The following is an 11,418-nucleotide window of genomic DNA, read 5'->3' as shown; positions in this document are numbered from 1 at the left end:
TGTCTAACTTTTTTGTTGCACTTCACGTCTTTATAAAGAGGGGGGATTTTTTTGTTAGTGGCGATGAACAAGAAGGAGTTAGTATTGGCCGCAAACGCCGCGGCTGGTGATGGCTACTATTGCCCGGCCTGCCAGCAGCCCGTGTACCTTCGCCGTGGCAGGAGCAAGGTGGCCCACTTTGCCCACCGTCCAGGCGCCGATTGTGCTGTTAGTGAGGGGGAAACCAGTGAGCACTTGCGTGGCAAGCAGCAGCTTTTCAACTACTTTCAGGCACAGGGCTTACGGCCCCGCTTGGAAGTCTACCTGCCAGCGATTAACCAGCGACCAGATATTTTAGTATGGCGGGACCGGCGGTTAGTTGCGGTTGAATTTCAGTGTAGCCCGTTAACGGTAGCCCGCCTGCAAGCACGAAACGAGGGTTATTATCAGCTGGGAATCAAGCCCGTTTGGCTGCTCGGTCAACCCTACCGTCACCACCTCTCCGCCGCTAAGCTAGCCCAATTTACCCAGATTATTGCTGACCAACCGACTATTCCCTATTGGAACACTAGGCGTTGCCAGATTGAATATTGGCGGAGCTTTCGACGCTGTTCATTTGTTAGGGGACGGCCGCCGGTGACAAAGTTGCTGCAGCAACAGGTCCTGGCCCTGGCCAGGAACGGCTCAGCTAATGACCTCGTTCGGCGGTTAACAGCTACCGCGTATGAAACGGTTCAGCAGCCACTAGCCCACTGTCCCCTGGTGTGTCATGACCTGGTACCGACCTGGCCAACCACCCGGGTAGCGGTGATCTACTGGCGGATTGCCGTTTTGTTAGCCTTACGGACGCAGCCGTTATTTACAGCTTGGTCGCCGGCTGAGTGGCAACACTGGCTCTGGCAGTGTGGGCGGCCCTACTGGCTGGACTTCGCCTGCGCACCACCAAGCGTTTGTGGAACCGTAATTAATGAATTTACCCTGGACCTGCTAGCGGCCCGGGTAATTTGCCAATGCGGTGACCACTACGTCCTCTTTTGCCACCCGTCCTGGTTTACAGACCTTGCTGCTAAGAATGCGAGTTTAGCTGCCGCCTCTATAATTCATGCCCAGAATCGGGTAGAATTACTAGCAAAGGAGCGATAAAGATGAGTAAACATACCTGCACAATGCTATTAGCCGGTCGAAAAGCCACGATTGACGGCTCGACCATTGTCTGTCGAGAGGAGGATTACGGCAACGCCTTTGATCCGCAGCGGTTTGTTTTTATTAGTCCAGCCGACCAACCCCGTCACTACGCTAGTAAGGGCAGTGCGTTTAAACTGGACCTACCAGTTCCGCAGTACGGTTACACCTCAACGCCTGACGCGGATGATTCAGCAGGGATTTTTGGCGCTGGCGGTATTAACACGGCAAATGTCGTAATGACGGCTACGGAGACGATTACGTCCAACCCCCGTATTCGCGCGCTTGACCCTTATAATTATAAAGATGGCCTGGGGGAGGAGGACTTTCTCACCCTTGTTCTGCCATACATTTCATCAGCGCGGGTAGGGGTTCAGCGACTCGGGCAATTGCTGACCCGGTATGGGACCTACGAGGCGAACGCGGTTGCCTTTGGTGACCAACGGGAGGTGTGGTACTTTGAAACGCTTGGTGGCCACCACTGGGCTGCCGTCCGGGTTCCTGATGACCAGTATGTAATTGCGCCCAACCGGCTGAACATCGCCAATTTTGACTTCGCGTCCGCTGAAACGATGTGTGCACCTGACCTCCAACAACTGATTGACGATAACCAGTTAAACCCAGATCCGGTGGGGTACAACTTCCGCCGGATCTTTGGCAGCGCCAGCAACCAGGACCGGGTCTATAACAACCCGCGGGCGTGGTATGTTCAGCAGCAACTGGGTGGCGGCCGCCCGGACAGCCAACCGGGCGCAAATGACCTGCCCTTTGCTTGTACGCCGAACCACCGGTTGACGATTGAAGACATCAAGCAGGTAATGAGTTCCCACTACCAGGGGACAGCGTATGACCCCTACCATTTTGCCGCTAAGGAGGAGGCGCCATTTCGTTCGATTGCCTTAAACCGGAACTTGGAACTGCATGTCCTCCAGCTCCGGAATAACGTCCCAGAACCGCTGGTGGGGGTTCACTGGCTAGCCTTTGGCCCCAACACCTTTAACGCCCTAGTACCTTTCTATGCTAATGTTAATGACACGCCGGCAGCCTATCGGGACACTAGCAAACAGTATACGCCTCGCGAAATGTACTGGCTCGTACACACCCTAGCGGCGGTTGGTGACCAGTATTACCGCCAGGTCCAGCCCTTAGTGGAGCAGTGTGCTGATGACGTCCTGGCAGCAACCCGGGCAGTGCAGCGGCAAGTTGACCGTGAGTGTGCCAGCCACGCCAGTGCTGCTCAATTGACGGCCGCTAACAACCGGCTGGCTGAGATCGCGACTACTAAGCTGACTGAATTATTGGGGAAGCTGGTGGGGGTTGCCTTTAAGAATGAACACTTGCAATATTAAGTATAGAATGAAAAAGAGGCTGGAAATTAACTCAACCTCTTAACTGCTTTATAGATAATGATGCTGACGCGCAGCAAGCCTCTGAGAGACTCCGTAAAAAAGTCAAGCACCGAAAGTCAGCTCGCCAGCCGATTTTCGGTGCTTTCTTTTACTTGGATTTGACTCAATTAGTTACTCTTAATTACGCGGAGACTGCAAGGATGGTACTGTTTGGCAAAATCCTTTACTGACTGCTGGGGATTAAAGGTGTGGTTGTGGTAGGACTCGATTAGGGTTTCGTAGTCGAAATCAGGCATTAAATAACCGTACTCTGGCTCCTTAGTATCGTAGACGATTGCGGTAGCTGGCTTAGTGATGCCCAATGAGTTGGTGATCGCCTGGTCCTTTTTGAAGGCGTCCCGGGCGATTGCCGAATGCCGGTCTTCCATGAACATTTCGAGGTCCAGCCCACTTTTCGTAGCGATTTGTTGGGCTAGCTGGTCGGAATAGTGCCAGCCGGCTTTGGTCATGGCGTCTTGCAAGTAGAGCAGGTACCGCCGTCCGCGCCGCCCACCTTGGAAGAGGGCGGCCTTGTAATCAAGGATTACCTGGTATAAAACCTTGGAAACTTCCTGCCGGACGGTCAGATTGCAAGGGTCCAAGTGGTAAAGTCGAATCGTATCGGTAATTGTCTGCATATTGAATACCGGAATGAACTGGTAACTGATTTTAGTGCGTAGGTTCTGATCAACCCGGAGGACGTCATTTTCACAGCGAAAACACCGCATCCCCAGTGGGTTCACAAATAAGTGAATCTCAAGCATTACTTGCCCCTCCGATCATTACTAAGTAAGCTTAACACCTGTTATTGTTGCAAATTGCCCCCAGTTTGTAAAGCAATTTGTTTTCAGGGGAAGAATGGCTATCAAAGGGATAAAGTATGCTAAAATAGGAACGAGATTTAACTGGAGGCTAGATTATGATTGAAAACTGGCAGCATTTCTTATTGCCATATCAACAGGCCGTTAATGAATTAAAGGTAAAATTTCGGGGGATGCGGAAGCAGTACCAAGATGAGGAGCAGCATTCACCAATCGAGTTCGTCACCGGGCGGGTTAAGCCCGTCGAAAGCATTAAGGAAAAGATGGTGCGCCGGCACGTCCAGGCGGACCGGCTCGAACAGGATATGCAAGACATTGCTGGCTTGCGGATCATGTGTCAATTCGTTGAGGATATCTACCAGGTAGTTGACCTGCTGCGGCAACGGAGCGACATGACGATTTTAGAGGAGCGGGACTACATTTCTAACGTTAAGCCCAGCGGCTACCGTTCTTACCATATTGTGATTGAGTACCCGGTTCAATTGATCAGCGGTGAAAAGCGGATTTTAGCAGAAATCCAGGTACGGACGCTGGCGATGAACTTTTGGGCGACAATTGAGCATTCGCTAAATTACAAGTACCAGGGCGCCTTTCCGGAAGAACTGTCCGCCCGGCTGCAACGGGCTGCTGAGGCGGCCTTTCACCTGGACAATGAGATGTCCGAAATTCGCGAAGAAATCCAGGAGGCCCAAAACTTATTTTCATACAAAAAGGCGACCCAGACGGCTCAGCCTGGCGAAGATTTAACTAAGCCAAAGGAGCAGGAATAAATGAAAGTTGGAATTTATAATAACGAAACTGCTGAGTCACAGCGGGTAACGAAACTCTTACGGGCGGAAATCGAACGGGCAGGACTTACCTACGATGACCAGCACCCGGAAGTGGTAATCACAATCGGCGGTGACGGGACTTTATTGTCCGCTTTTCATCACTACATCGACCAGCTTGACCAGATCCGCTTCGTGGGAATCCACACCGGCCACCTGGGCTTTTATACCGACTGGCGTAACTTTGAAATTGACGACCTGGTGGACAGCCTCGTCCAGGACAGTGGCCAGTCAGTTTCCTACCCCTTACTGGATATGCGGGCGGGCTACTCGGACGGCACGGTGGATAACTACGTAGCCCTCAATGAAGCTACCATTCGAAACATTACCAAGACGATGGTCTGTGACGTTTACATCAACAACCAGTTATTTGAAAACTTCCGGGGCGATGGCCTATGTATCTCTACCCCGACCGGTTCGACAGCCTACAACAAGTCGGTCGGAGGGGCAATCATGGACCCCAATAGTGTTGGTTTCCAGCTAGCTGAAATGGCCTCGCTCAATAACCGCGTTTTCCGGACGCTGGGATCGCCAATTATATTCGGGGCCGATACCAAGCTGATGCTCCGGCTGCGCGACGTTAACGACCATGTGATGACCTGTGACCGGGAACAGCTTCGCTTAAAAAATGAAAAGGGCAAGCGCCACCTAATGGAAGTTTCCTTCCAGGTTTCACAAAAACGGATTTTCTTTGCCCGCTACCGGCACACCAACTTTTGGAACCGGGTCAAGGACTCCTTCATCGGTGGTGGTAAGTAATGGAATTTACCTGGCGCTACGACCACGCGACCCCGCGCAAGCTGCGGTCGGCACTCAAGATGAGCGGGGTAACCAGCTCACTGATGAAGGTGGCGATTTACCATGGCGGACAAATGCTGATCAACGGGGAACCGAAGTGGGCCGTTGACCTGGTTCAGCCGGGGGATGAGTATTCCATTGTGATTCCGCCGGAAGAGGCCAACGACCACGTTGATGAATCAGCCGCCCCGATCACGATTGCCTACGAGGACCGGGACTTCCTGGTCTTAAACAAGCCGGCGGGGGTGGCGACCGTCCCGGCCCACAATGTCCCGGTTGCCGACAGCCTGGTCAACCGGGTCAAGCACTATTATCGGGAACAGGGCTATGAAAACCAAGTGACCCACGTGGCGACCCGGTTGGATAAGGACACCAGCGGGTTGGTGGTGTTCCCAAAACACCGCTTTGCTCATGCAGTGCTGGACCGGCAGTTGAAACGGCATGAGGTCAAGAAAAACTACTACGCACTGGTCAGTGGCCGCCTGCACACCCAGCATGGCTATATTGACGCTCCTATTCGGCGAGATCCGACCTCGTTTGTCAAACGGCAGGTGGCTGCGGATGGTAAAGATTCGGTTACGGAATACTGGTTGGCCCAGGCCCAGGCCGAGCGTTCGTTAGTGCGGATTCGTTTGCATACTGGGCGGACCCACCAGATTCGGGTTCATTTTAGCTTCCTCGGTCACCCGCTGGTCGGGGATGAAATGTACGGTGCGCCGGCGGGGAGTCCACTGATTGACCGCCAGGCGTTGCATTGCTACTGGATGCAGTTTTATAGCCCGTTTAAAGAACAGTTTATTACGGTTACCGCACCGCTGCCGGCCGACTTTACGGCAGCAATAAAAGAATTTTGACCCCAAAAGGCCCTTGTAAAACGATTCGCTCGTTTCACAAGGGCCTTTTTACACGTCAATTGACTATATTAGTTGAAGCGTTGAACGCAGACCGGTTCTGGGCAGGCAACATCCTTTTGCAGGAGGGCCAGTTTACCGGTAGCTGCATCCCGCTGGTAGAGGGCCAGGTTATCAGTGTTCTGGTTAGAAGCTAGCAGGTAGGATTCATCGCCACTGAGGTTGAAGTCCCGTGGGAAGTCACCCTCAGTAGAAATGGACTGGATGTGCTTAACCGTGAAGTCTGGTTGCACCGCAAAGACGGCGATGGTGTTTTCACCCCGGTTAGAGGTGTAGATAAACTTGCCATCCTTGGACATCCGGATGGCGGCAGCCCCGTTGTGGGCGGTCCAGTCGGCCGGAATGGTCTTAATCGTTTGGAGGTGTTCGAAGCTAGCGTCGGCGGCGTTGTATTTCAAGACCGCGAGCTTGCTGGATAGTTCACCGAGAACGTAAACGTACTTGCCATTTGGATGGAAAATCAAGTGGCGGGTCCCGAAGCCGGGTTCAAACTTGAAGCGGGAAACGGCCGTCAGCTTGCCGTCGGCGCTCACGTCGTAAACAACGATCAGGTCCATTCCCAGGTCACAGACAATCAGCCGTTGGTCGGGGGTCAGGTCGGCGTAGTGGACGTGCGGCGCTTCCTGTTCGGGTTCGGGGCCGGTCTCACCCTGGTGAGTTACGACGTCGGTCCGGGTGAGACTGCCATCAGCAGCGACCTTGAATACTTCGACGTTGGCCGTGTGGTAATTGGCACTGTACAGCAGGTGCCGCTGTTCGTCGAGACCGACGTAAGCTGGGGCCGGCCCTTCTTCCATAAAGGTGCTCAGCGTGTTAGCTTGGTCACCGTCGAGGTCGTAAGTTGCCACGCCGGCTTGGTCGCCATCCTGTTTAACGGCGTAGACCCGCTGGTCGGAGCCGACTTGCAGGTAGGCTGGCTTTTGCGAAGGGATGGCGAGCTTTACATCGGTCAGCTTGCCATTGTCTAGGGTTACCATGTAGGCACCCTTGCTATCCTTTTTAGTATACGTTCCAATCAAAAACTGTTCACTCAAAATCATTTCCTCCTTTTGAAAATGCTTACTGCTATCATAACAATTCACATTGATTAATTCTAGTTTGTATTCGGTCACCAGCACTAATAAAGGCCGCGGGTAAGAATCATCCTGAGATTTGATATACAAAACTTGGGCCAGCGGTTATATAATTAAACGGTTAAAGCAAGCAAAAATGGGGGAGGCAGCTAAGTAGTAGTTGCTCACGAAAAAATATGGGCAGGCCATCCTGGCGATCGTCCAAGCAAGGGGGAGCGGCGAGGAGCTTTCTCTTGGTGGGAACTTGCTCAGGTAACCAGGCCCTGGTCAGTTTGTGCTAAACTGAAGGGAGCAGACGGAGGGAAAAATATGAAAAAGAGTGAACGTCAACGTCAGTTTGTCCGGGAGCACCTGGAGTTATTCCGCTGTCCCAGCTGTCAGGCGCCAATGACGGCGGTGGTTGACAATAGTATCAGCTGTGCCAATGGGCATCGAATCGACTTCAACCGCCACGGCTACCTGCATTTTCTAAACGGGGCCGCGGATACTGAGTACGGTCGAGAAATGTTTCTGGCCCGGCGGCAACTGCTCGCCGCAGGCTTGTTTAAGCCCATCGTTACGGCGGTGGCCGACCACCTGCCTGACCGGCCGCAAAATATTTTGGATGTTGGTACCGGGGAAGGGACCCCGTTGCTCCAACTGGCAGCCCGGCGCCAGCAGGCTCGTGATGTCCTGATTGGCTTTGATATTTCCAAGGCGGGCGTGACCCTTGCCACCCAGCTAGATCTAACCGCGTTTTTCTGCGTGGCCGATTTACGTCAACTGCCGTTTAATGACGATAGTTTTGATAGCTTGGTTGAGCTATTTTCGCCGTCAGACTACACAGAATTTAAGCGGGTACTCAGACCCGGTGGGCGGTTAATCAAGGTCGTCCCCAATAGTGATTACCTGCTTGAATTACGGCACCTCTTGTACGGGCGTGACCAGGCCCACTCCCACTACGATAACCAGCAGGTGGTCGACCTCTTCCGGCGCCACTACCCGACGGCGCAGATTGACCGGGTGCGTTACCAGTTTCCGCTGCCCGCTGGCCTTGCGCTATCGCTGGTAGAGATGACGCCACTTCACTGGGGAAAGGGCGCCCGCCAGCTGACGGATCAAGATTTGCGGATGCTGACTTCCATTACAGTCGATGTGAGTGTCCTGACGGGGACGGCTGAAAAATAATATTTGCACTTTCTTAATATTCGTGCTAAATTATTATTCAGAAATCGTTTAGCAATTGATATCGAACAGCGTCGTTAGTAATTGCTAAGGAGTACTTCACTAAAGCAGCGTTTCGCCGTGCCCACACCGAGACCCTGCTTTTTTATTTTTGTGAGGAGAATTAATCATGACTAACCACATTGTCTTATTTGAACCCCTTTTTCCGGCCAATACTGGCAACATTGCCCGAACCTGTGCGGGAACTAATACCGAATTACATTTGATTAAACCGCTGGGCTTTTCCACCGATGACAAGCATATGAAGCGGGCGGGGCTCGACTACTGGGACAAGGTCAAAATCACCTATCACAATGACCTGCCAGCCTTTCTAGCAACAATCCCGGATATGGAGAAGCTCTACATTGTGTCGAAGTTCGCGAACCATGATTACACTGACGTGGACTATACGGGTGCGGGGGACCACTATTTCTTGTTCGGCAAGGAAACTACCGGACTGCCGGAAGCCTTTATGCGGAAGTACCCGGAGAATGCCATCCGGATTCCCCAAAATGATGATAATATCCGGGCATTAAACCTGTCGAATAGTGCGGCTATCGTCATTTATGAGGCCTTGCGGCAGCAAAGTTTCCCCAACTTGGCACGGGTACACACCTACCAGCATGACAAGTTGAAATAAGGAGGATTAACCATGGCGCGAAGAAAACGGTCGACGAACCGGCGCACGGCGAAGACGAAGGGCCGGCGAAGTAGCCAGGCAAAGAAAGAAGCCCGTCTGGTGAATAACTTGGTCGGGCTGATCGTCAGTTTACTGATGCTCCTTGGTTTAACCAACCTGGGCAGCCTCGGGACATTTATCGCTAACTGCTTCCGGATCCTGGTGGGGGAGAGTTACCCCCTTGCTATCATTACCGTGATGATTTTCTCCTTATCCTATACTTTTTACGCTCAGGCACCGCGACTGAAGCTGCGGTGGGTTGCTGGCTACCTGGTAACTTATACCGGATTGTTGTTATGGCTCCACGTCCTGATGGTTAGCCAGCAAAATGTCCATGCCAACTTTATCCCGGTTACCTGGAGCAACCTCAGTCGGGTCCTCTTCAACGGCGATAACACGGTGCCGATTGGTGGGGGGATGCTCGGAGCCTACTTATATAACGGGAGCGACTTCCTGGTTTCCCGGGTTGGTACCGGGATCCTGGCCTGGCTACTGATAGTCGCGGGGCTAGTAATCTTTTTTGCCCTGCCGTGGCGGCGATTTTTGGCACTCACCGGCAGGGGAATCCAGCGCTTGGGAATGGGGCTGCGAGTGGCTAGTCAAAGTGTTCGGGACTACGCTGACCGGCCAGCAGTCACCTCGGCGATCAATAAGAGTCAGTCAGCTAGTCAGCCAGCGGAAGAAAAGACGGCGGTCCCAGCTGCACAAACGCCGGCTGCTCCAGCAGATGAAGCTCCGGCGGCTGAACCGGTCCAACCACAACCGGCGCCGAAGATTACCGTGGCTAGCAGCAAACAGGAGGATGAGTCGGCACCGAGCGATTCTCCTGACACCGACCTGCCAATGACGGGGGTAACGGCGCAGGAGGATAAGGACTACCAGCTGCCACCGCTGGACCTGCTGACTAAGGTCCCGGCAACGGACCAGCAGGGCGACCTGAAAAATATCCAGCAGAATACAAAAACCCTGCAGACGACCCTTCAATCCTTTGGGGTGGAGGCTACGGTGGAAAATGTCAACCTTGGCCCGTCTGTTACCAAGTATGAACTGCGGCCCGCAGTCGGGGTTAAAGTTAGCCGAATTACCCACCTGGCTGACGACCTGGCCTTGGCGCTGGCCGCCAAGGATATTCGGATTGAAGCGCCGATTCCCGGCAAGTCCTTGATTGGGATTGAGGTACCGAATAAGCAGGTCGCCACCGTCGGCTTCCGTGACATGTTTGAAGCGGCACCGGCCGACGACCATCCCCTGAACGTTCCGTTAGGCCGGACAGTGACCGGCGACGTGGAGATGGCGGACCTGACAAAGATGCCCCACCTCCTCATTGCCGGGGCGACCGGGAGTGGGAAGTCGGTTGCCATTAACGTCATCTTGACCAGTATTCTTCTCAAGGCTAAACCCCACCAGGTCAAACTGTTGCTGATTGACCCGAAAAAAGTGGAGTTGAGTGTCTACAACGGAATTCCCCACTTGCTCAGTCCAGTGGTCTCGGAACCTAAAAAGGCGGCCCGGGCACTGGGCAAGGTGGTGGCTGAAATGGAACGCCGTTATGAGCTCTTTGCAAAGTTTGGTGTCCGCAACCTAGCCGGTTACAACAAATTAGTCCAGGACAATAACAACCAGGAAGACAGCACGGATCAACCAAGCTTGCCACTAATCTTGGTTGTTGTCGATGAGCTGGCGGACCTGATGATGACTGTTTCCAACGATGTTGAAGATGCCATTGTCCGGATTGCCCAAATGGGACGGGCCGCCGGAATTCACATGATTCTCGCAACCCAGCGGCCGTCGGTAGACGTTATTACCGGATTGATCAAGGCCAACGTGCCTTCCCGGATTGCCTTTGCCGTTTCTAGCGGAATCGACTCCCGAACGATTATTGACACCAACGGGGCCGAAAAATTGCTGGGGCGGGGGGACATGCTCTTTGAGCCAATCGACCAAAACAAACCGACCCGGGTCCAGGGGGCCTTTATTTCTGACCGGGACGTCGAAGCAGTGGTTGACTACATCAAGCAGGAACAACCGGCGGAATACGACGAGAACATGGTCGTGACTGACCAGGAGATGGCGGTTGAAGAAGAACAGGAAGACGAGGACGAACTGTTCCCAGAGGCCCTTAAATTTGTGGTGGCGGAGCAGAAAGCTTCGACCTCGTTGATTCAGCGCCGCTTCCGGATTGGCTATAACAGGGCCGCCCGGATTATTGACGATTTGGAGCAACGGGGGTACATCGGCCCCGCCAACGGTTCCAAGCCCCGAGAAGTATTTAAACAGCCGGATACTGACCAGGAACCACCAGCGGAATAGAACTAAAAAACTCGCAGCCCAACTGCTGGTGGAATGCCACCACGTTGGTTGCGAGTTTTTTGCTGCTTGCCAGATTTCTGAATTGAACCCTAGTTTCCCATCAACGATACAACTGCGCTGAAAATCAACGAGCCGAGCATGGCAATCAGCATTAGCCAAATAGCCACCATCGTTATTTTCTGAAACCGCGTTTTCTTTTTATGTTGCATGCACTTTCCGCCTTTCGCTATCTAAACTCCTTGTAGTT

At 53.1% G+C, this 11,418-nt stretch carries 11 protein-coding genes; 8 read left to right on the top strand and 3 right to left on the bottom strand.

Annotated features, from left to right (window positions below; genetic code table 11):
• Positions 1-63 precede the first annotated feature (63 nt).
• Entirely contained in the window at positions 64-1,122 is a 1,059-nt protein-coding gene (locus FC49_RS06875; RefSeq protein WP_235804886.1) for a competence protein CoiA, read from the top strand.
• Between the two features lie 2 nt (positions 1,123-1,124).
• Positions 1,125-2,510: a C69 family dipeptidase gene (locus FC49_RS06870; RefSeq protein ID WP_056984629.1), complete on the top strand. Its 1,386-nt coding sequence runs from the start codon at positions 1,125-1,127 to the stop codon at positions 2,508-2,510.
• 167 nt (positions 2,511-2,677) lie between these two features.
• Here FC49_RS06870 and FC49_RS06865 read toward each other — a convergent pair whose 3' ends face one another.
• Positions 2,678-3,313 (bottom strand): DsbA family protein, encoded by a 636-nt coding sequence (locus FC49_RS06865; RefSeq protein ID WP_003713901.1) that lies wholly within the window; start codon positions 3,311-3,313, stop codon positions 2,678-2,680.
• A 155-nt stretch (positions 3,314-3,468) separates the two neighbouring features.
• Here FC49_RS06865 and yjbM point away from each other — a divergent pair, with 155 nt between their 5' ends.
• The 3 genes from yjbM to FC49_RS06850 are packed head-to-tail and all read left to right on the top strand — an operon-like array spanning position 3,469 to position 5,849.
• Positions 3,469-4,140, top strand: coding sequence for a GTP diphosphokinase (gene yjbM, locus FC49_RS06860; RefSeq protein WP_056984628.1), 672 nt, complete (start codon positions 3,469-3,471; stop codon positions 4,138-4,140).
• Positions 4,141-4,956: an NAD kinase gene (locus FC49_RS06855; RefSeq protein ID WP_056984627.1), complete on the top strand. Its 816-nt coding sequence runs from the start codon at positions 4,141-4,143 to the stop codon at positions 4,954-4,956.
• Positions 4,956-5,849, top strand: coding sequence for an RluA family pseudouridine synthase (locus FC49_RS06850; protein WP_056984626.1), 894 nt, complete (start codon positions 4,956-4,958; stop codon positions 5,847-5,849). Before FC49_RS06855 ends, FC49_RS06850 begins: the two co-directional genes overlap by 1 nt.
• 68 nt (positions 5,850-5,917) lie before the next feature.
• Here the strand turns inward: FC49_RS06850 and FC49_RS06845 are convergent, their stop codons facing one another.
• On the bottom strand, positions 5,918-6,946 hold the full coding sequence (locus FC49_RS06845) for a lactonase family protein (protein WP_420890067.1): 1,029 nt from the start codon (positions 6,944-6,946) through the stop codon (positions 5,918-5,920).
• Positions 6,947-7,288: 342 nt separating this feature from the next.
• Between FC49_RS06845 and FC49_RS06840 the strand changes: the two genes are divergently transcribed.
• The 3 genes from FC49_RS06840 to FC49_RS06830 all read left to right on the top strand — a co-directional run bounded on the left by FC49_RS06840 (position 7,289) and on the right by FC49_RS06830 (position 11,171).
• Entirely contained in the window at positions 7,289-8,146 is an 858-nt protein-coding gene (locus FC49_RS06840) for a methyltransferase domain-containing protein (protein WP_056984624.1), read from the top strand.
• Positions 8,147-8,312: 166 nt separating this feature from the next.
• A complete protein-coding gene (locus FC49_RS06835) occupies positions 8,313-8,822 on the top strand; it encodes a tRNA (cytidine(34)-2'-O)-methyltransferase (RefSeq protein ID WP_056984623.1) in 510 nt (169 codons plus the stop codon).
• Between the two features lie 12 nt (positions 8,823-8,834).
• Positions 8,835-11,171, top strand: a complete 2,337-nt coding sequence (locus FC49_RS06830) for an FtsK/SpoIIIE family DNA translocase (RefSeq protein WP_056984622.1) — start codon at positions 8,835-8,837, stop codon at positions 11,169-11,171.
• An 89-nt stretch (positions 11,172-11,260) separates the two neighbouring features.
• Here FC49_RS06830 and FC49_RS09780 read toward each other — a convergent pair whose 3' ends face one another.
• Entirely contained in the window at positions 11,261-11,380 is a 120-nt protein-coding gene (locus tag FC49_RS09780) for a DUF4044 domain-containing protein (protein WP_003712693.1), read from the bottom strand.
• Between the last annotated feature and the right edge of the window lie 38 nt (positions 11,381-11,418).

It is taken from the genome of Limosilactobacillus oris DSM 4864 (assembly GCF_001434465.1).
Lineage (GTDB): Bacteria > Bacillota > Bacilli > Lactobacillales > Lactobacillaceae > Limosilactobacillus > Limosilactobacillus oris.
Note: the sequence above shows the minus strand (reverse complement) of the source record. Positions and strands in the feature narration are given on the sequence as shown.

What these genes read in the sequence shown, in the direction of transcription:
- FC49_RS06865 (WP_003713901.1), bottom strand. Translation starts at nt 3,313, where the DNA reads ATGCTTGAGATTCACTTATTTGTGAACCCACTGGGGATGCGGTGTTTT.
- yjbM (WP_056984628.1), top strand. Translation starts at nt 3,469, where the DNA reads ATGATTGAAAACTGGCAGCATTTCTTATTGCCATATCAACAGGCCGTT.
- FC49_RS06870 (WP_056984629.1), top strand. Translation starts at nt 1,125, where the DNA reads ATGAGTAAACATACCTGCACAATGCTATTAGCCGGTCGAAAAGCCACG.
- FC49_RS06845 (WP_420890067.1), bottom strand. Translation starts at nt 6,946, where the DNA reads ATGATTTTGAGTGAACAGTTTTTGATTGGAACGTATACTAAAAAGGAT.
- FC49_RS06835 (WP_056984623.1), top strand. Translation starts at nt 8,313, where the DNA reads ATGACTAACCACATTGTCTTATTTGAACCCCTTTTTCCGGCCAATACT.
- FC49_RS09780 (WP_003712693.1), bottom strand. Translation starts at nt 11,380, where the DNA reads ATGCAACATAAAAAGAAAACGCGGTTTCAGAAAATAACGATGGTGGCT.
- FC49_RS06830 (WP_056984622.1), top strand. Translation starts at nt 8,835, where the DNA reads ATGGCGCGAAGAAAACGGTCGACGAACCGGCGCACGGCGAAGACGAAG.
- FC49_RS06855 (WP_056984627.1), top strand. Translation starts at nt 4,141, where the DNA reads ATGAAAGTTGGAATTTATAATAACGAAACTGCTGAGTCACAGCGGGTA.
- FC49_RS06850 (WP_056984626.1), top strand. Translation starts at nt 4,956, where the DNA reads ATGGAATTTACCTGGCGCTACGACCACGCGACCCCGCGCAAGCTGCGG.
- FC49_RS06840 (WP_056984624.1), top strand. Translation starts at nt 7,289, where the DNA reads ATGAAAAAGAGTGAACGTCAACGTCAGTTTGTCCGGGAGCACCTGGAG.
- FC49_RS06875 (WP_235804886.1), top strand. Translation starts at nt 64, where the DNA reads ATGAACAAGAAGGAGTTAGTATTGGCCGCAAACGCCGCGGCTGGTGAT.